We start from the raw sequence: 24032 nt of genomic DNA on the forward strand, positions 1-24032 counted from the left end.
AAGAGGGATACGAAATGAATGAACTAATCAAGCAACTGGACGAAACGATCAACCGTGAGTGGGCCGTTATCAAGGCTGGCCGCTTCTGGACCCAGGTGATGAGCGAGCCCGTTCCTGGCGAGCTGTATCGCCTGATGATGGAGCAGATCTACCACTACACACGCTACAACTCGGTGAACCAGGCAGCTGCCGCGCTGCGCACCAGCCCCGAGCGTCGTCGCCTTTTGAAATTTGTGTACAAGCACGCGGCGGAGGAATTGGGCCACGAGGCGATGGTGCTGCATGACCTCAAGAGCATCGACTTGTTGGACAACGCATCCCTGCAGGATGGGCCGCTGCCGCCTACGGCCGCGCTGATTGCCTACCTGACGCAGGTCGCCATGGAAAAGGGCGCGGTGGCCAGATTGGGCTACAGCTATTGGGCCGAAAGCTGCTACGACCACATCGATGCGCTGCTCAAGAAGTTCCGTTCGGACCTTCAACTTGTTGATGCCAACATGACTTTCTTCGTCGCCCATTCGGAGATCGACGCAGGGCACTCCGCTGAAGTCCTGGAAGCCATGCGTGCGGCCGAACCGACGGAGCAAGAGAAGGCAGACATCGTCAACGTGGCACGCACGACGCTCTACCTGACCGGACAGATCCTGGAGCGCGTAGCCCTGGAGCACGCTGAGCGTCAGCAGGGCGATTTGAAGCTGGCGGCTTGATCAATGAGCCCGGAGCATGCGTTCCGGGCTCGCAGGGGACTTCCATGCGACTTTGCATCATTGTGGGTTCGAACCGGCGAAACGGTTTGAGTGCCCAGGTTTGCCGGCTCATCGAGACACACATGCAGGGCAGGGCCGCATGCGAATTTGTCTACCTGTCCGAGCATGACATCCAGTACTGTGATGCGGACAACAAGTGCCAGAACAGGGTTTGTCAGTTGACTGATTCGGTCAGTGACATCGCTGGCAGCATGTTGCGCGCCGACGGCATCATCTACATGCCCGTCATGCACGCCTATGGCACCAACAGCCGCTTCCAGGCGTTTCTCGAACGAGTGGGGTATGGGTTCTTCCGCCCCTTGAAGCGTCCATTGAGGGACAAGGTCGCGGGGGTCGTCGTGGTGGGGCGCCGGTATGGGCACACGAGCGTCTACACGCAGATTGTGTTGAACGTGCTGCTCAACAAGATGCTGTTGATCGGCTCCGGATTCCCGCCGACGTTCTTCGGCATGCTGGGCAAGGCCACGCACGACCAGGAGGCGATGGAGTCCCTTACCGACATGCTGGACCGGATGGAGGAGCTGCACCACAAGCTGGAGTACGCCAAAGTGGATGCCACGCCCATGTATGCCTGAAGGACAAATCATGTGGACAGCAATTGCAATCGGTTTGGTATTGGGCGTGGCGTGCGTGGCCGGGTATCCGGCGGCAGTGCTGTCGTTGATGAGGTTCAGGTTGCGACAAGCCTGCAAGCTTCAGGAGTCGACGGTGACCGTGGACGGGATGAGATGGAGCTACCTCATCGGGGGGCAGGGCCCCACGCTTGTCTTGCTACCTGGGCTTGGTGGGAACAAGTACCAATGGGGGCTGCCCTTTCTGCGGCTCGCAGCGCACCATCGGGTGATTGCGCTGGACTTGCCGGGGGGCGGGGGGACCAGTGGCCGCATGGACCTCGATTGCACGCCTGAACGGCTGGCCAACCATGTCGCACGCGTGCTTGATCGGCTGGGTGTTCAGTCCTTCACCTTGATTGGCGCATCGATAGGTGGGTACGTAGCGGGCCACCTGGCCGCTCAGTGCGGATCGAGGGTCGAGACCCTGGTCCTGATGAACCCCGCAGGCTTGACGGCCGATGAGCACACACCAGTGGTGGCGTCCTTTCTGACGTCGGGCAGGCATCCCTTTTCCTATTCCAGCGTTGCGGAGATGGACGCGCTGTATGAAGTGCTGTTCAACAAACCGCCATCCATGCCCATGGCCTTGAAGCGCTATCTGGCACGCAGAAACGAGAAATACATCGAGGACAGGGAGATGCTCCTGCACGGCTTGAGGCGCGCCGGACTGGGCGGCTTGAGCGCCGCGCTGTCAGGTTTCCATGGAAGGGTCTTGTTGATCTGGGGGCGTGACGACAAGTTGTTGCATGGCGCCAGCGTGTCCGCTCTGGTGAAGGCCGCGCCTCATTCCCAAGTGGTTGAAGTCAGGGATTGTGGCCATCTGCCCTATATGGAACGGCCGGATATCTGCATCCGGGAGGTGACGAGGTTTCTCAACGCAGCCTGATCCAGATCACTCGGGGAAGCGCTTTCGAAAGAACTCCTTCGTGTAATCCGAATGCATGTTGCTGGCGCCTCGGGTCACCTTCGAGATGCTGACGCCCAGCAGCTTGGCGACTTCTCTTTGTGTGTATTTGCTGGTGGCCAAGGCAGCGTAGATCCTCAAGCGCGAGGTCAGGTCGTCAACCTCTGCATTGGTCAACAGGCGCTCCAGAAACCAGCGCATTTCTTCCTTGTCGGTGATGTTGCAGAGTAAGCCGACAAGTTGCTCAAAAGATTCTTTTTCGTTCAAGTTGATTCCTTTGGATAACCATGAGTGTGGCTGACGTCTTGACTTGCATCCTGGTGATGCTTCTATGGGGTGGGCAGGTGGTGGCAGTGAAGATTGCTACCCACGATATACCACCCTTCACATTGTTGACAATTCGGTTTGCCATCATTGCGATGTGCTTGTTGCCGATCGCCGGTTTCAAATTGAAAAAGGGGACTTACAAAGGCGTTCTGCTGGTCGGCATGCTGTCCTCCGTTTTGCATTTTGGTTTTCTGTATGTGGGCATCAGCCAGGTGCAGGCGCAAACATCGGCGGTGATCTACCAGATAGGTCCCTTGGCCAGCATCGTGTTTGCCGCGGCCATATTGGGGGAGGCCGTCACGCCATCTGCCGTGGCAGGTTCGCTCTTGTCGTTTTGTGGTGTGGTGGGTTTGATGGGGGGCTTGAGTGGTGGCTCATTGTTCGGGGCCTCAGCAGTGGCCCTGGCAGCATGCCTCTTCGCCTTGGGTAATGTCTACGCGAGGAAGTACGGGCCTTTTGACGCCTTGCAATTCAATGCCTTGACCGCCTTGTTCGCGCTGCCCTTTGCGGCTGTCTGGGCCTTCACCTTCGAGCCTTGGTCAAACATCCATGTGGAGGCGCTGTCGGTGCGGACATGGCTGTCCATTCTGTTTGCGTCGTTCGTTGGTGGTGTCGTCGGCTTCTATCTCTGGTACCGGCTGATCAATCGTTGTCAGGTCAGCAAATTGGCACCCTATACCTTGTTGGTTCCCTTGTTTGCGGTGCTGATCAGTCACGTCCTGATCAGTGAGCAGTTGTCGATGCGTCTTGCCTTGTCCGGTGCAGCCATTTTGGCCGGCGTCGCCCTGGCGCAATTCAAGCCACTGGATCGATGGTGGTCAGAGCGAGCTGTTCAGGCAACTCAGGCCGGTAGCGGTCAATAGACAAAGCCATTTTTGGTTTGTCATGCCCTTTGTGAGGGCGTGATTTTACAAGTGCAGTTTTGTATTGGCAATTGTGGCTGCGCGCCACGCTCACCAGAATCAATCGTGAGCGGCGATGCCTTGTTGTATTTGTTTTTGGGTTTCACATCGTGAATTTGCGGGGGCCGTTTTGGCAGCCGCCAGTAGCGCTTCATCGGAGGCGTGGGTTTCTTCGCATTCAAGTCATTCAGTGGAGATCAATATGACCAAATCAGATATCGCTGCTCGCTACGAGAGAGATGGATTCGTCTTTCCCATCGATGTGCTTTCCGAGTCAGAGGCGGCGGGCATACGAAAGAAGCTGGAAGGCGTGGAGAGCCAGCACGGCAACATGCATTACGTCGTGAAGCCCTACCTCCTGCTGGATTGGGTTCATGAATTGGCCACGCGCAAGGCGTTGCTGGATCCGGTCAGGGCCGTGCTGGGCGAGGACCTGCTCTTGTGGGACTGCGAATTCATCATCAAGGAGCCAGGCGCCCAGCGGCATGTCGAATGGCACCAGGATCTCCTGTATTTCGGGTTGAGCTCGGACGACCTCGTGACCGCATGGCTGGCCATTTCACCAGTGACCAAGGAAAACGGCTGCATGCAATTCCTGGCGGGTTCTCATCAGGGCGGGGTGCGTCAGCACGTCGCCACATTCAACGAGAACAGCATTCTGGCAAGGGGGCAGCAACTGGTAGAGGACGTGCCCGTTGACGACGCCGTGGATGTGGCATTGCGCCCGGGCCAGATGTCGCTGCACCACGGTGCGACGTTTCATGCCTCTGGCGTCAACGAGTCTGACGACCGTCGCATTGCCATCTGCTTCGTCTACATCAAGCCCTCCATGCGTCAGGTCGGCGCGAAATGGGACAGCGCTTTGCTGGTCAGCGGAACGGACAGGTATGGTCATTTCGAAAGTGAAGTCCTGCCGGACCAGAACTTTTCCTCCGACGCCATCGCGTACCAGAAGGCGATTGATGAACGAAGGAAGGCACTGTGGCGCGAGGTCGTCACCAACATGAGCGATTCAGCCACCACATCTTGAACGCAGGGAGAAACAGTCATGGAAACACTGAGCACGGAAAAGCTCCAGCAACTGAGCCGGCTGGAATCGACTGTCCATTACGATCGCGGCGCGAGGCTGGTGTCCGCGCGCAACGAGACCGTGGTCATCCAGACAGCGAGCGGTGAGACGAGGGAGCTGGTCGACCTCATGAGTTCGTATGCGGCGGTCAACTTCGGGCACTGCAATCCCGACATCCGCCCGTTCGATCAGTATCACGCCCATCTTGTATCTTTCTTCACGCCACCAGAGGCGGAGTACTTCGCTTCCTGGCTATGCAGTGCACTGGGCCGGCCTCACAGTCGTGTGCTGTACCAGGTCGGGGGGACGGCGGCTGTCTCGGCTGCCGTGTCCATGGCGCAGCGATACAGGCCAGGTCAGGTGCTCGCGGTGAAGGGCGGATTCCATGGCCTGGCGGTGGATGCGCTGGCCGCGTCTGACATCGCCAAGAACCACGTGATCCAGCACACCATGATTGGCAGTGCCGTCCAGGGGGGCTATCAGCTGATCGAGAAGGGGGCCTCGTTCACCGATTGGGAGCACACGTCCTGCCTGTTGTTCGAGCCCGTCCAGGGCGCCTCCGGCATGTTGCCGCTGGATCTGGATTGGATCAGGTCCTTGTGCGCTCAGGCCAGGGCACATGGTGTCGTCGTGATCGCAGACGAGGTCCAGTGCGGCTACTACCGGTGCGGGCACCTGTCGTATGCCATCGCCAATGGCATCGAGGCGGACATCATGCTGTTCGGCAAGTCGATGACCAACGGCCTGTTCCCCTTTGCTGCCATGGTGTATGACCAAGCCCTGGAGCGGGCTTTTGACGCCCGTGGCGGTTATTTCTCCCACACCTACCAACCCTCGGCGCTGGGTTGTTTTGCTGCCTACAGCGTGGCGCAATACATCGATGCCAGCGACATTCAGGCACAGATCAAGTCGATCGAGCAATTGCTGAAATCCTTCGCGGCGCGCCTGGCGTCGGAGGGGCTCGCTGACGATGCCCATGTGCTCGGCCCTGCGGCGTCCATGCGCTATGTCGGTGGCGATGCGGGGCGAATCGCGCGGGACTGTTTTGAACGCGGTGTGCTCATTGCGCTGGGCGGATGGGGGAATGACCGCTTCCGGTTGATGCCACCCATCACCATCGATCCCCGCAAGTTGGAGCAGGCGCTCGAGACCTTGTATGCGTGCATCAAGGACGACGCGAAGCTGCACGTCTTGTGAGGTCTTTTCGACCTTGGTCATCCTTGTTGCTATGGAGCTTGAACCATGAGTGGCGACTTCGTCGTGGAAGTGGGGGACGCTTCCCCCACGGTAATGCAGAAGAACGAGTATGTGAGGTTCATCAGAGGCGCTCAAGAACGCGTGATGTGGCTTCACGACTATGACGAGATCTACAAGATTCAGGGGCTCTACGAAGCCATCTTTGTCGACCTGTTCAAAGGCATTTCTCACCAAGTCGTTCCCGATGCGCTGGTGGATTGCATGACATCAAGCCAGCTTGATCTCGGCCAGGAGCGGGTACTCGATTTTGGTGCCGGCGTCGGGCTTGCTGGTGAGCGGTTGACCCAACTTGGTGTGGGCCAGTTGCTCGCCATCGACGTGACGCATCAAGGCCGCCTGGCCACGCTGAGGGATCGTCCTCACGTCTACGCGCAGTATTTGGTGGAGGACATGGCTCACCCGTCCGAGACCGCTGTCGAGGTGCTGCGTGCCTTTGCGCCGACGGCCCTGATCTGCGTGTCTTCGCTGAACGTCATTCCCGTTGACGCGTGGACGACGGTCTACGACGCGATACCCGTCGGTGGGCTGGTGGCCTTCAATGTGCTGTCTGGCGCACTTGCCACACGACCGGAGCAGGCCTTTCTGAACGGCTCGAACGCGCTGGTGCGGCACCTGATGCAGGCCGACCTGCTTGAGGTTTGCGAGCAGAAGGCATACAGGCACAGGCTGAACTCCGCGGGGCAACCCGTGATGTACACGGCGGTGGTGGGGAGAAAGCGCAGGCCTCTGTCGCTTGATGAAGCCCGGCGCTTCAGTTGCCCATCCTGGTGAGCGGCACGTCGATCGACACACACCATCAATACGGAGCTTGAGTATGGGCACACTTTTGAAGCTGAATCCAAGCAGGTCGCTTGCCAATGCATCAATTCGCATACCAGCGTCAAAGCCGGAAACACAGCGGGCCATTGTGACGGCCTCTCTGGCGCAGGGCAGATCCCTGATCCATGGCGATCTGCGCTGCAGCGAAACAGACGCGACGAAAGCGGCGTTGCGCTCGATGGGGGCAACGATCACCGAGCACGAGGGCTGGCTGGAGGTGACAGGCGTCGCGGGCAAACCCCGGCCACTGGCGTCCGTGATCGATTGCCATGGTTCGGGATACGCGTTTCGCGTCATGAGCGTGGTGTCCGCGCTTGCCCCGGGGGAGCAGGTCATCACGGGCGACTCCATTTTGCAGAAGCGGCCCATGTACCCGTTGTTCAATGCCCTGGCCAACCTGGGGGCAGACATTGATTACCTGGGCAAGCCGGGCATGGCTCCGGTCGGGATGCTCAGCTCCTCGCTGAGAGGGGGCAGTTGCAGTGTGCCAGGCGACACCTGCTCCCAGTTCACGACCGCCCTGCTGTTGGGGTTGCCATTGGCCGAGGAGCCCGTTGTGCTCAACGTGACCGGCGACATTGCGTCAGCTTCCTACATCAGGCAAACCTTGCTGGCCATGAGGCAGGCGGGCGTGGACCTTGGCACGCTCGAGCCGCAACATCGATATGAGATCCAGCCCGCCAGGTACCAAGCCATCGACGTGGTCATTGGCGGGGACTGCACTTCTGCGTCCTATATCGTTGCCATGGCCGCCTTGTTCCCTTGTGAAATCCGGTTGCAGGGTGTTCGGTCACACAGCCTGCAAGGCGAGCGCGCCATCTTCGATGTGGTACAGGCCTTGGGGCTGGACGTGCATTTCGATGATGTCCAAGCCGTCTGCACCATTCGCAATCAGACCGGAAGGCTCAAGGGGCGCTTTGAATTTGATGTCAAGGATGGGCCCAACATCCTGCCCACACTGGGTGCGATCGGTGCCTTTGTGGAGGGTGAATTCACGGTGCGCGGCGCCAGTGTGACGAGCTATCACAAGTCGCCGCGCATCAGGGCGATGATCGAAGAGCTCAGGAAGCTGGGCGTGGATGTCGAGCCCGTGTTGACGGACGATGCCTTGCTGGACGGGTTCACGATCCGCGGGCGCGCCTCCTATGAGGGCGGGGTTGTCCTGTCGAGTTGGGGCGACCATCGCATTTTCCTGTCGCTGTTCGTGGCCAGTCTTCGTTGTCGTCAGGCCAATTTGCTGGAGGGCTATGAAGGTGTTCACAACTCCTTTCCCGACTTCTTCCAGCAAGTGCTGCCACTAGGCGTGCAGTTCGAAGAAGTGGCTGACGAGTTCGTGGATGCACTCGGTGTCTGAGCCACTTGAGGCCACGTCGGCCCTGGACGATGCCTGCCCGATCATGGGGGTGCTGGCATGGGAGAACGAGCTGGAGCAACTGCCCGGTAACCTCATCCACCCTCAGACCTTCCCCTTCGACGTTCATGTGGAGCGTGTGCCGGGCGCACGCTACGAGACGGTGGTGGCTCACCCGACCGAGGCCATGGCCCAGGCCTTCGCCCAGGCAGCGGTGCGTGCCGAGAAGCGGGGTGTGCGCTTTCTGATCTCGACCACAGGCTTGTCGGTGGTGTTCCAGCGTGCAGTGACCGAGGCCGTGCGCATTCCTGTGCTGACCTCGTCGCTGCTGATGCTGCCCATGTGGCAAAGAATGTTGAGCCCCAGGACGAAGATCGGGGTCATCACGGCGGGGGTGCCCTACCTGACCCCTGAACACTACCGCGCGGCAGGCCTGTCATCGGCTGACTTTCATGTTGTCGGCATCAACCGCAGCGCCGTGTTCAACAAGCTTGCCGTGGACCCGGCGCACCTGGGCGCGGTAGATGCGCTGCGCGACCTGGGTGTCTCCGTGGCCAGGCAGATGCTGCTTGACGAGCCGGACCTGGGGCTGATCCTCATTGAGGTGACTGGCTTGTGCGCGGTGGCGGCGGATATCCGGCTTGCCACCGGGCTCCCGGTGCTGGACATCGTCGAGTGCGCCTTCCTGATGCACAACATCCACTTCCAATCTCGCTGGCAGCGGCAACACGGGGTCTGACATGAATACATCGCTCATTGGCTTTTTGCCCTTGCTCTTTGCCTTCATCTACGGCAGTGGCTTTGTGGGTGCGAAATATGCGTTGCCTTACTCGGATCCGCTGTCCTTTCTGTCATTGCGGTTTGCACTGGCGGCGGGGGTGATTGCCCTGATCGCGCTCACGCGTGGCGCGTTTTTTCCAAGAGGGCGAGCGCTGGCCCATGTGATGACGGCAGGCGCGCTGACATCCGGCGTTTTCTCGATTGGCTCATTCATGGCCATCTACTACGGGATCTCGCCAGCCTTGTCGGCCCTGGTGATTTCGCTGCAGCCCATCGTGGTCGGTCTTGCCGCTCGAAAGCTGCTTGGCGAACGGCTGTCGATCATGAACTGGGCTGGCCTGACGCTTGGCCTGGTGGGCGTGGCCTTGGTTTTGTGGGCACGTATCCATTTCGACGGGCTTGGTCTGGCTGCAGTCCTGATGGCTTTTCTGGGGCTCCTGGGTGTCAGCGTGGGCAACCTCTATCAAAAGAAGTTCTGTGCGGACATGGACGTGTTCGCTGGAGGTGCCATTCAAAGTGCCACGGCGGGCTTGTTGACATTCGTGCTCAGCCTGCTGTGGGGCACGCACTTTGTCCATTGGGCGCCAGAGCTTGTGGGGTCCTTGCTCTATATGGCGCTTGGCGTGTCGGTGGGCGCCCTGTCGCTGCTCTTTGTCATGATCAAAAGAGACCAGGTCACCAAGGTGGCCAGCATCTATTACCTCGTGCCGGTGTTTGCCGCGCTGGCCTCCTTCCTGGTGTTCGGCCAGACCCTGGACCGGCCCATGATCGTCGGCATGCTGGTGGTGTCCGCCGGTGTGTGGTTGGCACGCAGGGCTTGAGCTTGATTGAGGAGACCTCGACGATGTTCATCAAGGTGTGTGGCTTGACCACGGAGCAGCAGATCGATTGGGCGTGCGACCTCGGCTATGACGCCATCGGGGTGGTGGTGACACCTCGCAGCAAGCGCTGCTGTTCACCGGAGCGCGCGAGGGCGCTGGCTGAGCATGCCCGTCGCAAGGGCATTCTGAGCTTTGCGGTGGCGTATGAAGTCGACGAAGTCGACGACTCGGCATCCGCGTTTGATGTCATCCAGCTCTACGAGTGGGCACCTCTTGCCAACCTGGCCTATGCATCTGCCACACGTCCGCAAGCGAATCAGCACGCAGCCTATTTCTTCTATGACGCCAGCGTCGGGTCCGGCGTCTATGCCGAGATCCCAGACTGGGTCCGGACCTTGCCGGGACGGGTTGTGATCGCCGGTGGCTTGAGTGTCGGCAATGTTGAGAGTGTGATCAACCGGTATCAGCCTTACGGCCTGGATGTGTCCAGTTCGTTGGAGCTGGCGCCGGGTATCAAGAGCGAGGCACTCATGGCTGAGTTCAAGGCCGAGGTTGTTCGGGCAACGAACGCTGGTAGGGCCTGACAGCCCATCCAGATCATCATCAAAAACGGAGGGTGTATGGCGCGTGTGGCGATCATTGGCGCGGGTGCGTCGGGCCTGTCTATGGCCAGGTATGTGCGTGAGTTCGGCGGGGAGCCCGTCATCTTCGAGCGAGGTGATGCGGTCGGGGGCATCTGGCGCTTTGATGCCAGCGCCGCTGATGCGGCCAGGCCCGCCTACGCATCCTTGCGGACCAATACCTCCCGCAAGGTCATGGGGTTTGCAGGCGCGCCATTTCCAGATGGCCCCGGCGACTTTCCGGATCGGGGCGAAGTCGAAGACTATCTGGCGGCCTATCAGGCGCGTCACGCCTTGAAGGATTGCGGTCGATTCGGCGCCACCGTACAGGCGATCGAGCCGGGGCCTGATGGCCAGTGGCGCCTGTCTTGCAGCGAAGCGTCCGGGCCTGAGGTGTTTGACAGCGTGGCGGTGTGCAGCGGCCAGTACAAGGAGCCCGCCATACCGTCGATGTACCAGGAGGCCCAGCGCAACGGCGTCGAGTTGCTGCACAGCGCGTTCTATCGCACCCCAGATGCGTTTGCCGGCAAGCGGGTCCTGGTGGCGGGCGTCGGCAACAGTGGTGCCGATATTGCCGTGGAGCTTTGCAAGGCCGGCGCCAACGTGGCGATTTCAGCGCCATCGTCAACCTGGGTCATTCCCAAACACATCGATGGCGTGCCGTATGACCACTTCCTGACCAATCTGGCGATACGAGAACCTTTCAAGATCGGGCAAGGCATCTTCGAAGGGATGATCAGGCGCGAGTACGAGCGCAGAGGCGTTGACCTGGACCGCTATCGAAGTTTGCTTGGGCGGGCCCCCCTTGATTTCTCGCGTTCCAGAATGACGGTCAACGACGATTTGCCGAAATTGGCTTCTGCCGGTGAATTGCAAGTGCTCTCCAAGGGGCTGGGCTTCGAGGGGCGAGCGTTCATCGATGTCGACGGCAGGCGTTTCGAGTGCGATGTGGTGATCACCGCCACCGGCTTCAGGCACCACTTTCCCTTTTTGCCGCAGGCGTGCCAGCCAACCAACGGCGGCACCTTGGCGCTCTACAAGCACGTCTTCCATCCCACGGTGCCCGGCCTGTGCTTTTTGGGTATGTGCGGTATCGTGGGGGCCATATTCCCCGCGGTAGAGCTTCAGGCTCGCTGGGCAGCCTCATGTTTCACTCGGCGCAGTGTGTTGCCCGGGGAGGGGCAGATGGTGGATGCGGTTCAGACCCACAACGCCATGGCCGCGATGTACAAGGTGCGGGCCGCCCGCGTGCTGCAGGTCGACTACATGGAGACCCTGGCATGGGAGTTGGGCCTGGGTACCTCGTCCAAGCGCAAGGCCCTGATCAATCGATCGGATGACTGCCCCGTGGTCGCTGACATGTATTTGAACTGACGGTCGAAGTTGATCGAAGGCGGATGGGGGGCGGCACTCGCGTCCAGACGTCTTCATTGTCAACAGACTGCTTCTGTACAGCAATCCAACTTAGACGAACTCCAACAAGCGCTCCGCGGAGGGCTTTGGCAAGCCCCCTCTTGAAACTTCTCCGACCATCCCTATAATCATTAGCACTCGATGCCCATGAGTGCTAACAATGGGCATGCGAAACTCCCCCGTATCAGCTTCAAAGTGAGTAATCGCTTACTAGCAAGCCTTTGTCAAACCGATGTCTTTACAGACAGGAGAAGTCATGAAACTGCGTCCTCTGCACGATCGCGTGATCGTCAAGCGCCTTGAGCAAGAAACCAAGACCGCTTCGGGCATCGTCCTCCCCGACGCTGCTGCCGAGAAGCCTGACCAGGGCGAAGTGCTCGCCGTCGGTCCTGGCAAGCGCAATGACAAGGGTGATTTCATCGCCCTGAACGTCGCTGTGGGCGACCGCGTTCTGTTCGGCAAGTACTCTGGCCAGTCCGTCAAGGTCGACGGCGAAGAGTTGCTCGTCATGCGCGAAGAAGACCTGTTTGCCGTCGTCGCCAAGTAATTGGCCCGCTGACGCAAGCAAGACAAGACACCCCCACATTCACTGATTTCGGAGATTCCACATGGCAGCAAAAGACGTCATCTTTGGCGCAGACGCCCGTCACCGCATGGTTGAAGGCGTGAACATCCTGGCCAACGCCGTCAAGGTCACCCTGGGCCCCAAGGGTCGCAACGTGGTGCTGGAGCGCTCGTTCGGCGCCCCCACCGTGACCAAGGACGGTGTGTCCGTGGCCAAGGAAATCGAACTGAAGGACAAGCTGCAGAACATGGGCGCCCAGATGGTCAAGGAAGTCGCTTCCAAGACCTCTGACAACGCTGGCGACGGCACCACCACCGCCACCGTGCTGGCTCAAGCCATCGTGCGCGAAGGCATGAAGTACGTGGCCGCCGGCATGAACCCGATGGATCTGAAGCGCGGCATCGACAAGGCTGTGACGGCCCTGATCGCCGAGCTGAAGAAGCAATCCAAGCCCACCACCACCACCAAGGAAATCGCTCAGGTCGGCACCATCTCTGCCAACTCTGACGCTGACGTCGGCGAGATCATCGCCAACGCCATGGACAAGGTCGGCAAGGAAGGCGTGATCACCGTTGAAGACGGCAAGAGCCTGAACAACGAGCTGGACGTCGTCGAAGGCATGCAGTTCGACCGCGGCTACCTGTCGCCTTACTTCATCAACAACCCTGAGAAGCAAGCCGCCCTGTTGGACAACCCTTTCGTGCTGCTGTACGACAAGAAGATCTCCAACATCCGCGACCTGCTGCCCACGCTGGAGCAAGTGGCCAAGGCTGGCCGCCCCCTGCTGATCATTGCTGAAGAAGTCGAAGGCGAAGCCCTGGCTACTTTGGTCGTGAACACCATCCGCGGCATCCTCAAGGTTGTGGCTGTGAAGGCCCCTGGCTTCGGCGACCGCCGCAAGGCCATGTTGGAAGACATCGCCATCCTGACGGGCGGCAAGGTCATCGCTGAAGAAGTCGGCATGGCACTGGACAAGGTCACCCTGGCTGACCTGGGCCAAGCCAAGCGCGTTGAAGTGGGCAAGGAAAACACCACCATCATCGACGGCGCTGGTCAAGCTGGCGACATCGAAGCCCGCGTCAAGCAGATCCGCATCCAGATCGAAGAAGCCACCAGCGACTACGATCGTGAAAAGATGCAGGAACGCGTGGCCAAGCTGGCTGGCGGCGTGGCCGTGATCAAGGTTGGCGCTGCCACCGAAGTCGAAATGAAGGAAAAGAAGGCCCGCGTTGAAGACGCCCTGCACGCTACCCGCGCTGCTGTGGAAGAAGGCGTGGTTGCCGGTGGTGGCGTGGCCCTGTTGCGCGCCAAGCAAGCTGCTGGCGCCATCAAGGGTGACAACGCCGATCAGGACGCCGGCATCAAGCTGGTTCTGAAGGCCATCGAAGCCCCCCTGCGCGAAATCGTGTCCAACGCCGGTGGCGAACCCTCCGTGGTCGTCAACGCCGTGCTGAACGGTTCGGGCACCTACGGCTTCAACGCTGCCAACGACACCTACGGCGACATGATCGAAATGGGCATCCTGGATCCCACGAAGGTGACCCGCACAGCCCTGCAGAACGCCGCTTCCGTGGCTTCGCTGATGCTGACCACCGAGTGCATGATCTCGGAAGCACCGAAGGATGACGCGCCTGCCGGCATGCCCGACATGGGCGGCATGGGTGGCATGGGCGGCATGGGCATGTAATGCCTGTCGCGAGCGCGGTGCGAGCCGCGCTCAGCCTGGTGCCTCACCAAGCAAGAAGGGTCTGCGAAAGCAGGCCCTTTTTTTTGCCCTGCCAATCTTTGTCCAGATCAAGGCAAACACCGGGTTAACGCTGGTGGACCCCACTCAATCGCGTTATCTCGTTAGCCCTTGTTTGTCAGGCAGAGCAAATACTTGGCCGGCAAGGTACATCGTGCGTCGCTTGCAGGTCCCTACCATCGGTTCATCATTAACTCGTTCTTGAACCGGATCATGACAAGCGAAAAGAAGATGAGCCGCCGTCAATGGGGGCAAAGCGTATTGGCTGTGGGTGGCTCGCTGGGCCTGAGCAGCGTGGGCCTGCCCATGCGTGCGTTGACCATGGCGGCGCCCGGCGCGGCTGCCCTGGGCATGATGATGGCCGAAGACGCGTATGCCGCGCAGAGCGATGAATACGTGCCCAACCTCGTCATCGGCACGGGCTATGGCGGCGCGGTGACGGCCTTGCGCCTGGCGCAACAAGGGCAACGCGTCACCATGCTGGAGATGGGTCGCTTGTGGAACACACCGGGCAAGGACGGCAAGATCTTCTGCAAACCCTTCTCACCCGACGACCGCTCCATGTGGTTCAAGGACCATGTGACGGCGGTGTTCTCGACCGTCGCCGGCTTCATTCCCATCAGCGGCTTGTTGAAGACACCCGTGTCCGCCGGCATCCTGGACGTGGTCTCGTCACCCAATATGGACGTGTACCTGGGCCGTGGCGTGGGCGGGGGCTCGCTGGTGAACCTGGCCATGTTGATCACGCCTTATCGCGAGACGCTGCAACGCATCCTGCCGGCCAGCATCGACATCAACGAGCTGTACAACACCTACTATCCGCGCGCGCTGGTCGGGCTCAAGGGCAACAAGATCCGCCCGGCCTACTTCCAGTCCAGCGCCTACCACCGCTATGCGCGCGTGGCCTGTACACAGGCGGCCAAGGCCGGCATCCCCTGGCGCTCGCTCGATTCGGGCTATGACATGGCCTATATGGAGCAGGAAGAGGCGGGCACCGTGCCCAAGTCGGCGCTGGGCGGCGAGGGGGGTTTCGGTAACAACTACGGCAAGAGCAGCCTGGACAAGAACTACCTGGCCGAGGCCGTGGGTACCGGTCTGGTCCGCATCCAGCCTTTGACCGAGGCCACATCGATCACACGTGGCGACGATGGCCGCTACTACGTGTCGACCAAGCAGATCGACGTCACGGGCACGGTGCTGGCCACGCGCACCATCAGCTGTGATCGCCTGTTCCTGGGCGCCGGCAGCATGGGCACCACGCAGTTGCTGGTCAAGTGCCGCGCAACGGGCACCTTGCCCAACCTCAATGAGCATGTGGGCACGCGCTGGAGCTCCAACGGCGAGATCTTCATGGTCCGCAATGTGTTCACGCCAACAGGTGCCAAGACCTCGGTGTTGCCTTGCACCGGCATCGATGCGCTGGATCACCGCAACCAGCAGGTGTACTCGATGAACATCTCGATCCCGCTGGGCATCGATCTTTACAGCACCGCGCACATCACCATGACGCAGACGCCGGAGTTGGGGCGCTTCACATACGACGCCAACGCCAGGCAGTCGGTGTTGCAATGGTCCAGCACCGCCAAGACCGAGCCGGTCACCAGCGCGCACGCGGTGTACGACCGCATCAACAAGGTCAACGGTGCCACCTACAACAAGAGCTGGTTTGGCGGCAAGACGGAAGGCGACAACGCCACCTACCACCCGCTGGGTGGCTGTCCGCTTGGACTGGCCACGAGCGACATCGGCGAGGTCAAGGGCTACCCGGGCATGTACGTGATGGACTCGTCCATGTTCCCGGACTCGCTGGTGGCCAACCCCGCCTTGTCGACGACGGCGTTCGCCGAGCGCAACATCGAGCGGATCATTGCGCAGATGGCGTAATTGCCCCGCGCACAGAAGAACCAAGCCTGAGCCCTGCAAACGGGGCCCGGGCTTTTTCAATGATCAGCCGCCGTGGGCTTCGCGCACCAGGCGATCATGGCGCTCGGTGTCTTCCTTCACGTGCTTGGCCACGTAGTGGTAGATGTAGCCCAGCATCACGAACATGAAGGCAATCACGGCCAGACTCATCAGGCCATAGTCAGTGGTGAAAAAGTCGATCCAGGCGTGCATGGTTGTTCTCCGTTCAAATCACGGGATCCATCTGACGCCTGTTGCGCCCAACGCGCTCTGATCCACATCAAGCCTGAGACTTGAAACACCGCAGCGCTCCGCCGTGTTTGACACGGCACAATGTGTGGATGCAAGCCATTCGCATCCTGTCTCGCCACGCCAGCCGTTCGTTTTGGGTGAGCCTGTGCTGGCTGGCTTTGCTGGTGCCGCCCGCACATGGACAGGAAACGCCTGCATCCGGCGCGGCTGCTGCGTCCAAAGGCGTCGAGCCCGTGCTCAATCGGCCCCGCATCGGCCTGGTGCTGTCAGGTGGTGGTGCCCGCGGCCTGGCCCATGTGGGCGTGCTCAAGGTGCTGGAGCGCGAACGCATCCCGGTGGACGTGATCGCCGGCACCTCCATGGGCGCCATCGTGGGGGGGCTGTATGCCAGTGGCCTGTCGGCGCTGGAGGTCGAGGCCGAGGTGCGCAAGCTCGATTGGGACAATGTGTTCGCCAGCCGGGTGGACCGCCGCGAGTTGTCCCAGCGTCGCAAGGAGCAGGACTTCGAGGTCTCGCCCCTGATCGAGATCGGGGTGGGCCCCGATGGGCTCAAGGCCCCGATCGGCTCCATCTCCAGCCGGGGGCTGGAATCGCACCTGCGGCGCCTGACCTTGTCGGCGCGCCACATCAAGACTTTCGATGACCTGCCCACCCCCTTTCGGGCCGTGGCCACGGACATGGAGTCCGGCCAGGCCGTGATCCTCAAGGACGGTGACCTGGCCACGGCCCTGCGCTCCAGCATGTCGGTGCCCGGGGTGTTCGCGCCGGTCGAGGTCAATGGCCGCATCCTGGGCGACGGTGGCCTGGTCAACAACACGCCGGTCGATGTGGCCCGCCAACTGGGGGCGCAACGCCTCATCGTGGTCAACATCGGCACGCCCCTGGCCAAGCGCGACACCTTGTCCTCGTTTACCGGAGTGACGGCCCAGATGATCAACATCCTGACCGAGCAGAACGTGCGCCTGAGCCTGGCCACGCTGACGCCGCAGGACGTGCTGATCGACCCCACGCTGGAGGGCCTGACGGCGGCGGACTTCAACCGCGCGCCAGAGTTCATGCTGCTGGGCGAGTTGCAGACCGAAGCCATGGTGCTGCGCATGCAGGACCTCAAGCTCAGCGAGGCCGAGTACGCGCGCTGGAAGGCGCAGCGCGTCAAGCGCATGACCCCGGCTGTGCCGCTGACCTTCGTGCGTTTCGAGGGCACGCAACTGACCCACCCCGAGGCCCGTCCCGACATCCTGCAGACCCAGCCAGGGCAGGTGTTCGACGTGGCCAAGGCCGAGCGCGACATCACCGTGCTGGCCGCTTCGGGTGACTACCAGCGCAGCGATTACCGCCTGGTGCGCACGCCCGATGGTCGGGAAGGCCTGGTCTTTGACTTGAAGGAAAAGATCTGGGGGCCCGACTACCTGCAGATGGGCCTGGACTTCAGCGCCGACAACCGCGGGCGCAGCCTGTTCAACCTCAAGCTGGTGCACAACCGGCACTGGCTGGACAACTCGGGTACCGAGTGGCGCAACTTCCTGCGCCTGGGCACCGCGCCTGCGCTGGGCACCGAGCTGTACCGCCCGACCAGCTGGCGCCTGCCCGACGGGCTCAGCGGCTTCATGGCCGGTTCGCTGTTAACGCAGCGTCGCAACCTGGCCTACTACATTGACCCGGACGGCGAGCAGGCCGCCCAGGTGGAACGCAGCGTCACCAGCTACAACCTGGATGTGGGGGCCAACTGGCGTGAGCTGGGTGAGGTGCGCCTGGGTCTGGTCGACGAGGCCTGGCGCGATGGCCCGACGCTCACCTCGGCCGACTATGCCTTGTCGCGTGGCGGCGCGGCAGCGTCTGGTGTGGCCCGCTGGCGCGAGCGAGGCTGGCGCATCAAGTCCGTGTTCGACCAGCTGAACAACGCCTTCTTCCCCACGCACGGCTGGCGTGTGGAGGGCAACTGGATGCAGGGCCGCAGCCTGCGCCGTGGTGATTCACCGGGCCCCGAAGGGCGCGTACGTCACCTGGAGCTGCAAGGCCAGACGGTGCACAGCTGGGGCGTGCACACGCTCAATCTGGGCGGCCGGCTGGGCCTGTCAGATGGCATCAGCCCGGACATCCCGCGCTATGGCCTGGGCGGCTTCCAGATGCTGTCGGGCTATGGGCCCTTCCAGGTCAGCGGCCAGCAGATTGCCTTGCTGCGCCTGGGCTACATGGTCCGCCTGACGGACATGGCGCTCACGCGTGGCCTGTTCCTGGGCAGCAGCTTTGAGGTGGGCGATGCCTGGGACAAGCCGGAGGACGTCGGCCGGGGCAAGAAGCGCACGGGCATGAGCCTGTACCTGGGCGCCGACACGGCCTTCGGCCCGGTGTACCTGGCCGTGGTCCACAGCCCGGTGATCGGGCCGACCTTGATGCTCTTTGTCGGGCGGCCGTGATCCTTCGGTCTGTCCGGTGATCAGACCCGGCTGAGCGCCTGGCCCACCGTGGCGCGCAGGTGGTCCAGCACATGCGCCGTGATCTTGTTGAGTGGCAGGATCTCGTTGACGGCACCGGCCGCAATGGCTTCGCGCGGCATGCCGAACACCACGCAACTGGCTTCGTCCTGGGCCACGCAATAGGCGCCGGCATCACGCATCTCGCGCATGGCCTTGGCACCGTCGGCGCCCATGCCGGTCAGCATCACGCCAATCGCATTGGGCCCCACGATGCGGGCAGCCGATTTGAACAGCACCTCCACGCTGGGCTTGTGGCGGTTGACCGGATCTCCGTCCTGCACGCGGGCAATGTAGTTGGCGCCCGAGCGCTCCACGCTCAGGTGCATGCCACCCGGCGCGATATAGGCGTGGCCCGGCAGGATGCGCTCGCCATCGCTGGCTTCCTTGACGCTGATCTTGCACAGGCCATCCAGCCGGTTGGCATAGTTGCGTGTGAAGCCCGGTGGCATGTGCTGGGTGATGACGACCGCAGGCGAGTCCGCCGGCAGCGTGATCAGCACCTCCTTGGTGGCTTCCGTGCCACCCGTCGAGGCGCCGATGAAGATGATTTTCTCGGTGGACAGGCGGCCCAAGCTGGGCGAGACGACCGGCGCGGGGCGGGGCGCTGTCGCGCTGGCTGCGGCCCCACCAGCAGACGCGGGTGCAGGCGCGGCGGGCGTGGCCAGCCGATGGATGCGGGCCTTGGAGGCGATGCGGATCTTGTCCGTGATGTCATCGGCCAGCAGCTTGAGGCCATCGGCCACACCGATCTTGGGCTTGGCCACGAAGTCGATGGCACCCAGCTCCAGCGCCTTGAGCGTCACATCGGCACCGCGCTCGGTCAGCGTCGACACCATCACCACGGGCATGGGGCGCAGGCGCATCAGCTTGGACAGGAAGTCGATGCCGTCCATGCGGGGCATCTCCACGTCCAGCGTGATCACGTCGGGGTTGAGGTTGCGGATCATCTCGCGCGCGACCAGGGGGTCGGCCGCCGCACCGATGCACTCCATGTCCTGCTGGCGGTTGATGATCTCGCTCAGCATGCTGCGAACGAGCGCGGAGTCGTCCACAACGATCACTCGGGTCTTGGTCATGAAGAAGTCACTCCGCTGAATTATCAGAACAAGTCGATCGAGCCGCCACCAGAAGATACTGGCACCACCTTCTGGGCGGCCAGACGCTCTTGCTGGACGATGGCGTCCGGATTGGTCGGGGCCAGGCGCTTGACCATGGCTTTGCCACTGTGAGGCAGGAAGCACACCTTGCGCGGGTAGATGTCCAGCACGTCCTTGGACACCACCGGGATGCGTTCTGTCTTGAGGTACTCCATCACGAAGGCGGTGTTGCGCTCGCCCACGTTGATGCTGTTCATGCCGCTGATCACCGCGCCGCCGCCAAAGACCTTGGCTTCCATGGTCATGCGCGAGGCGCCCATTTTCAGCATCTCGTTGATCAGCAGTTCCATGGCGTAAGAGCCGTAGCGGCCGGAGTCCGCCCCGCTGCCGCCGTTGTCCGGCAGCATGAAGTGGTTCATGCCGCCTACCTTGGCCTGGCGGTCCCACAGGCAGGTGGCGATGCACGAGCCCAGGGTGGTCATGATCAGCAGGTCTTCGTCGTAAACGAAGTATTCGCCGGGCAGGATCTTGACGGCCTCGGACTTGAAGTGCGCGTCATAAAAGAAGAAGGACGCCTCGCCGGGCTTGGCGATGCGGGCCTTGAGCTTGATCAGGCGATCGGTGCGCTGGCCCATGGCGGCGACGCCGCTGAGGCCAGACGCGACAGGGGGCGGTGCTGTGCCAGTGCGTGCGGTGCCGAGAGGTTGGCTGCTGATCATCAAATGGTCCTTGTCACCTGCCGGCGTCAAACCTTGTCATAGACCGTCTTGCCCTTGAGGGTGAAGAGGTCACGCGATTCTGTGAAGTTCTCGGAGTGGCCGACAAACAGCAGGCCCTTGGGCTTCATGACGCCGTGGATGCGCTCCAGCACCTTGCGCTGCGTGGGCGCGTCGAAATAGATCATCACGTTGCGGCAGAACACGATGTCAAACGGATCGCCCAGCTGCCAGCTCGTCTGCATCAGGTTGAAGGGGCGGAACTCGACCATGCGGGCCAACTCGGGCTTGACGCGGATGCTGCCCGAGTTGGCACCCTTGCCGCGCAGGAAGTAATTGCGCAGGTGCTGCTGGTTCAGGCCGCGCGAATTGGCGTCGTACACGCCACGCGAGGCGGTGGCCAGCACATTGGTGTCGATGTCGCTGGACAGGATCTTGACCGGGGCATTGAGGCCCCAGGCATCGGCCACGGTCATGGCCAGCGAGTAGGGCTCTTCACCCGTGGAGGCTGCGGCACACCAGATGCGCGTGGGTTGCGAGCCGCGGTGGCGTAGCCATTCGGTCAGCGTGTGGAAGTGGTGTTCCTCACGGAAGAAGGAGGTCAGGTTGGTGGTCAGGCAGTTGACGAACTCCTGCCACTCCTGCTGGGAGGAGGTGCCGCTTTCCAGCCACTTCAGGTAGGTCTCGAAGGTGGTGTAGCCCGTTTCACGCAGGCGTCGGGACAGACGGCTGTACACCATCGCCTGCTTGCCTTCGTGCAGGCTGATGCCGGCGCGCTCATAAATGAGTGAGCGAACCCGGGAGAAGTCTCTCGGGTGGAAGTCGAACTCTCGGTCCGTGACCAGGTTCATGGTGTCGGTCGCAGTGCTCATGTCAGATCGCAAAAGTTCGTCATGGGGCCGATCCAGCTCCATCAGGCATATCGACACAGTTCTCAGGAGCTTGAGCGTGCCTGCTTGCCACTGGCCTTAAGCGACAAGTTCGGCCGTGTTTTGCCGTTTTCTCCACACTCGGGTTGTTACAGCACTGCTAGACTAGAGCGCAGAGATTTATTCGCGCCGCGTTGCGCGTCACTTTTTTTGCGCCATTGGAGCTTCGCCATCGCTTCGATCGACACCGCCTCCATGCCTCTGGATGACAGCTGCGCCTACGCGGGCGAGTTGCGTCTGAACAAGGCCCTGAACCTGTTGGCTCAGGCTGGCTGGGTGGCGCCTCTGGGGCTGGAGCCTGGGTCCGATGCCTGGCTGCAATCCGTGATCGATGGCCTGTGTGATGTCTCCAGCCGCGACGCCCTCACCGGCCTGGCCAACCGCCGCCAGTTCGAGGGCGCGATTGCCAGGGAAGTCGACCGCGTTGCCCGCAATGGCGAACCAGCCTTGCTGCTGGTGGCCGACATCGATCATTTCAAACGTGTCAACGACACCTGGGGCCATGCCGCAGGCGACGAGGTCATCAAGTCGGTGGCCGCCTGTCTGCAGGACTGCGTGCGGCCCATGGACCTGGTGGCGCGCATTGGTGGCGAAGAGTTCGCCATCATCTTGCCCAACTGCCCGCCAACCTTTGGTCAGGCCGTCTCCGAGCGCATCCGCCAGAAGGTGGCGGCGCGCCCGGTGGCCATCGTGGGTGGCCAGCAGCTGGCCGTGACGGTCAGCATCGGCGGGGCGTTTGCGCCGCAGTGGGTTCGCTCCTCGCCGGCCTTCTGGTGCGAGCGTGCGGACCAACAGCTCTACAGGGCCAAGGCCGAGGGGCGCAACCGCACCTGCCTGGACATGCCACCGCTGACGGTCGTCAGCGCCGAAGAAAAAGGCATGCTGTTTTCAGGCTTCGGGCAATTTGACCCAATTTCGGACTCAGGTGCGGACCATTCCGTGCCGAAAACCTCGGAATGATGGCGTCCATGACTGCACCTGAAACCTCCACCCCTGCAACCACCGTCCGCCTGGCCCGAACGGTGGCGATCACCAGCGGCAAGGGCGGGGTGGGCAAGACTTTCTTCAGCGCCAACCTGGCCGCGGCCCTGGCGCGCCAGGGCCTGAAAGTGCTGGTGCTGGACGCCGACCTGGGGCTGGCCAACCTGGATGTGGTGCTCAACCTCTATCCGAAGATCACGCTGCATGACGTGTTCACGGGCAAGGCGCAACTGGAAGAGGCCATCCTGCCGGCACCCGGCGGCTTCTCGGTGCTGCTGGCTGGCTCCGGCCTGGTCGAATATTCCCGCCTGACGCCTGAGATCCGTGATCAGCTGGTCACCATCTTCGAGGCCGTCAAGCCGCGCTTTGATGTCATCCTGATTGACACCGGTGCTGGTATCTCTGACGTGGTGCTGTACGCCGTGTCCATGGCGCACGAAGTCATCGTGGTGGCCACGCCTGAGCCCACCTCCATGACGGACGCCTACGCCACCATCAAGGTGCTGTCCACCCAGCAATCGCGTGAAAACCTGCACCTGGTGGTCAACCAGGTGGGGCGCGCCGGTGATGGCCGCAGCATCTGCAACCAGCTTCAACAGGTGGTCGAGCGCTTTGTGCAAGGCCCCAACGGCGTGGCGCCCAAGCTCAGCTACCTGGGCGACATCCCGCTGGACACCAGCGTGCGCGAAGCCGTGCAAAAGCGCCAGTTGGTGCTGGAGTTGCACCCTGGCTGTGCTGCGTCGCAAGGCGTGGTGCAGGTGGCCACGCGCTTGCTGGCCCGCAGCTGAGCCCTCCTGAGCACCAGGCCGGGCCTTTGCGCCCACGCGCTGCCTGACCTCAAGCCCTGCATTACAGTGCCGGCATGACGACGCCTTCCGAAGATCAAGAAGTTGACAATGCACCGACAGCCTACGAGCTGCTGGGCGGTGATGCGCACGTGCGCGCGCTTGTGGACCGTTTTTACGACCTGATGGACCTGGAGCCTGCGTATGCGGACCTGCGCCATGCGCATGGCCCCTCGCTGGCAGACGCCCGCGACAAGCTCTACTGGTTCCTCAGCGGCTGGCTGGGTGGCCCCAGCCTGTACATCGAGCGCTTTGGTCACCCGCGCCTGCGTGCGCGCCATCTGCCGTTTTCAATCGGCATCAAAGAGCGCGACCAGTGGCTGGCTTGCATGATGCAGGCGATGAACGAGCTGGAGGTCGAGCCCATGCTGGCTGCACGCCTGCATCAGGCCTTCTTTCAGACGGCAGACTGGATGCGCAACAAGGGCGTGTGAGCTGGGTGTGAGCTGGATCAGCGCCTTGCGCTGACACACAGGCCTCAGCCGATGGCCGAGGAGCCCGTCTTGCCGGTCTGCAGCAGCACCACCAGGGCACCCACGCCACCTTCGTCGGCACGGGCCTGCACAAAGGCCAGCACGCGGTCGCTTTGCACCAGCCAGCGCTTGACCTTGTCTTTCAAGACCGGTTGACGGCCGGGCGAACCCAGGCCCTTGCCATGCACGATGCGCACGCAGCGCAAGCCCTTGAGCTGGGCCTCACGCAGGAAGGCGGAGGTCTGCTCGCGGGCTTCGTCGGTGCGCATGCCGTGCAGGTCGAGTTCGGCCTGCAGGGCCCATACCCCGCGGCGCAGCTTGCGCACCACGTCCAGGCCCAGCTCGGGCCGGCGCCATGACAGGCTCTCGTCGGTTTCCAGCAGGCTTTCCACGTCGAACTCGTCGGA

At 61.9% G+C, this 24032-nt stretch carries 25 protein-coding genes; 19 read left to right on the plus strand and 6 right to left on the minus strand.

The window, feature by feature from the left end:
• The first annotated feature begins 14 nt into the window (after positions 1–14).
• The 3 genes from HY019_RS07975 to HY019_RS07985 are packed head-to-tail and all read left to right on the plus strand — an operon-like array spanning position 15 to position 2267.
• The gene (locus tag HY019_RS07975) at positions 15–707 is read left to right on the plus strand and encodes an iron-containing redox enzyme family protein (protein ID WP_290690060.1); all 693 of its coding nucleotides are present in this window, start codon (positions 15–17) and stop codon (positions 705–707) included.
• Positions 708–751: 44 nt separating this feature from the next.
• The gene (locus HY019_RS07980; RefSeq protein WP_290690064.1) at positions 752–1342 is read left to right on the plus strand and encodes a flavodoxin family protein; all 591 of its coding nucleotides are present in this window, start codon (positions 752–754) and stop codon (positions 1340–1342) included.
• A 10-nt stretch (positions 1343–1352) separates the two neighbouring features.
• Positions 1353–2267, plus strand: a complete 915-nt coding sequence (locus tag HY019_RS07985; protein WP_290690069.1) for an alpha/beta hydrolase — start codon at positions 1353–1355, stop codon at positions 2265–2267.
• Positions 2268–2273: 6 nt separating this feature from the next.
• Here the strand turns inward: HY019_RS07985 and trpR are convergent, their stop codons facing one another.
• Positions 2274–2552: a trp operon repressor gene (gene trpR / locus HY019_RS07990; RefSeq protein WP_290690070.1), complete on the minus strand. Its 279-nt coding sequence runs from the start codon at positions 2550–2552 to the stop codon at positions 2274–2276.
• A gap of 20 nt (positions 2553–2572) precedes the next feature.
• On the opposite strand from trpR, the gene HY019_RS07995 reads away from it, so the two are divergent.
• The 12 genes from HY019_RS07995 (at position 2573) to HY019_RS08050 (ending at position 15837) form a co-directional block, all read left to right on the plus strand.
• Entirely contained in the window at positions 2573–3475 is a 903-nt protein-coding gene (locus tag HY019_RS07995) for a DMT family transporter (protein WP_290690072.1), read from the plus strand.
• Positions 3476–3716: 241 nt separating this feature from the next.
• A complete protein-coding gene (locus HY019_RS08000; RefSeq protein ID WP_290690074.1) occupies positions 3717–4544 on the plus strand; it encodes a phytanoyl-CoA dioxygenase family protein in 828 nt (275 codons plus the stop codon).
• Positions 4545–4562: 18 nt separating this feature from the next.
• Positions 4563–5780, plus strand: a complete 1218-nt coding sequence (locus tag HY019_RS08005; RefSeq protein ID WP_290690078.1) for an aminotransferase class III-fold pyridoxal phosphate-dependent enzyme — start codon at positions 4563–4565, stop codon at positions 5778–5780.
• A gap of 45 nt (positions 5781–5825) precedes the next feature.
• On the plus strand, positions 5826–6611 hold the full coding sequence (locus HY019_RS08010) for a hypothetical protein (RefSeq protein ID WP_290690079.1): 786 nt from the start codon (positions 5826–5828) through the stop codon (positions 6609–6611).
• Positions 6612–6654: 43 nt separating this feature from the next.
• Positions 6655–8013 (plus strand): 3-phosphoshikimate 1-carboxyvinyltransferase, encoded by a 1359-nt coding sequence (gene aroA, locus HY019_RS08015; RefSeq protein WP_290690081.1) that lies wholly within the window; start codon positions 6655–6657, stop codon positions 8011–8013.
• Positions 8006–8749 carry a hypothetical protein gene (locus HY019_RS08020; protein ID WP_290690083.1) on the plus strand — a complete coding sequence of 248 codons (744 nt, stop codon included), beginning with the start codon at positions 8006–8008 and terminating at the stop codon, positions 8747–8749. The genes aroA and HY019_RS08020 overlap by 8 nt, the downstream gene beginning before the upstream one ends.
• 1 nt (position 8750) lies before the next feature.
• Positions 8751–9611, plus strand: coding sequence for a DMT family transporter (locus HY019_RS08025; protein ID WP_290690084.1), 861 nt, complete (start codon positions 8751–8753; stop codon positions 9609–9611).
• Positions 9608–10195, plus strand: coding sequence for a hypothetical protein (locus tag HY019_RS08030; protein ID WP_290690085.1), 588 nt, complete (start codon positions 9608–9610; stop codon positions 10193–10195). Before HY019_RS08025 ends, HY019_RS08030 begins: the two co-directional genes overlap by 4 nt.
• 36 nt (positions 10196–10231) lie before the next feature.
• Positions 10232–11605 (plus strand): NAD(P)-binding domain-containing protein, encoded by a 1374-nt coding sequence (locus HY019_RS08035; protein WP_290690087.1) that lies wholly within the window; start codon positions 10232–10234, stop codon positions 11603–11605.
• Between the two features lie 295 nt (positions 11606–11900).
• Positions 11901–12191 carry a co-chaperone GroES gene (groES, locus tag HY019_RS08040; RefSeq protein WP_035036152.1) on the plus strand — a complete coding sequence of 97 codons (291 nt, stop codon included), beginning with the start codon at positions 11901–11903 and terminating at the stop codon, positions 12189–12191.
• A 61-nt stretch (positions 12192–12252) separates the two neighbouring features.
• A complete protein-coding gene (groL, locus tag HY019_RS08045; protein ID WP_290690090.1) occupies positions 12253–13896 on the plus strand; it encodes a chaperonin GroEL in 1644 nt (547 codons plus the stop codon).
• Positions 13897–14166: 270 nt separating this feature from the next.
• On the plus strand, positions 14167–15837 hold the full coding sequence (locus HY019_RS08050; protein ID WP_290690092.1) for a GMC oxidoreductase: 1671 nt from the start codon (positions 14167–14169) through the stop codon (positions 15835–15837).
• A gap of 63 nt (positions 15838–15900) precedes the next feature.
• On the opposite strand, the gene HY019_RS08055 is transcribed toward HY019_RS08050, so the two are convergent.
• Complete coding sequence (locus tag HY019_RS08055; protein WP_081961301.1) at positions 15901–16068, minus strand: DUF3149 domain-containing protein; 168 nt, start codon at positions 16066–16068, stop codon at positions 15901–15903.
• 128 nt (positions 16069–16196) lie between these two features.
• Here HY019_RS08055 and HY019_RS08060 point away from each other — a divergent pair, with 128 nt between their 5' ends.
• Positions 16197–18524: a patatin-like phospholipase family protein gene (locus HY019_RS08060; protein WP_290690097.1), complete on the plus strand. Its 2328-nt coding sequence runs from the start codon at positions 16197–16199 to the stop codon at positions 18522–18524.
• Positions 18525–18544: 20 nt separating this feature from the next.
• On the opposite strand, the gene HY019_RS08065 is transcribed toward HY019_RS08060, so the two are convergent.
• The 3 genes from HY019_RS08065 to HY019_RS08075 all read right to left on the minus strand — a co-directional run bounded on the left by HY019_RS08065 (position 18545) and on the right by HY019_RS08075 (position 21248).
• Positions 18545–19660 carry a chemotaxis response regulator protein-glutamate methylesterase gene (locus HY019_RS08065; RefSeq protein WP_290690099.1) on the minus strand — a complete coding sequence of 372 codons (1116 nt, stop codon included), beginning with the start codon at positions 19658–19660 and terminating at the stop codon, positions 18545–18547.
• Positions 19661–19683: 23 nt separating this feature from the next.
• Positions 19684–20316 carry a chemoreceptor glutamine deamidase CheD gene (gene cheD / locus HY019_RS08070; RefSeq protein ID WP_290690118.1) on the minus strand — a complete coding sequence of 211 codons (633 nt, stop codon included), beginning with the start codon at positions 20314–20316 and terminating at the stop codon, positions 19684–19686.
• Positions 20317–20426: 110 nt separating this feature from the next.
• On the minus strand, positions 20427–21248 hold the full coding sequence (locus HY019_RS08075; RefSeq protein ID WP_290690120.1) for a CheR family methyltransferase: 822 nt from the start codon (positions 21246–21248) through the stop codon (positions 20427–20429).
• A 273-nt stretch (positions 21249–21521) separates the two neighbouring features.
• Here HY019_RS08075 and HY019_RS08080 point away from each other — a divergent pair, with 273 nt between their 5' ends.
• The 3 genes from HY019_RS08080 to HY019_RS08090 all read left to right on the plus strand — a co-directional run bounded on the left by HY019_RS08080 (position 21522) and on the right by HY019_RS08090 (position 23586).
• The gene (locus tag HY019_RS08080) at positions 21522–22286 is read left to right on the plus strand and encodes a GGDEF domain-containing protein (protein WP_290690103.1); all 765 of its coding nucleotides are present in this window, start codon (positions 21522–21524) and stop codon (positions 22284–22286) included.
• An 8-nt stretch (positions 22287–22294) separates the two neighbouring features.
• The gene (locus tag HY019_RS08085; protein ID WP_290690106.1) at positions 22295–23095 is read left to right on the plus strand and encodes a MinD/ParA family protein; all 801 of its coding nucleotides are present in this window, start codon (positions 22295–22297) and stop codon (positions 23093–23095) included.
• Positions 23096–23169: 74 nt separating this feature from the next.
• Positions 23170–23586 carry a group II truncated hemoglobin gene (locus tag HY019_RS08090; RefSeq protein WP_290690110.1) on the plus strand — a complete coding sequence of 139 codons (417 nt, stop codon included), beginning with the start codon at positions 23170–23172 and terminating at the stop codon, positions 23584–23586.
• 44 nt (positions 23587–23630) lie between these two features.
• Here the strand turns inward: HY019_RS08090 and HY019_RS08095 are convergent.
• A partial coding sequence (locus tag HY019_RS08095; RefSeq protein WP_290690114.1) for a Smr/MutS family protein occupies positions 23631–24032 on the minus strand: 402 nt, incomplete at its 5' end.

The organism is Aquabacterium sp. (genome assembly GCF_016195855.1).
Taxonomy (GTDB): domain Bacteria; phylum Pseudomonadota; class Gammaproteobacteria; order Burkholderiales; family Burkholderiaceae_C; genus Aquabacterium.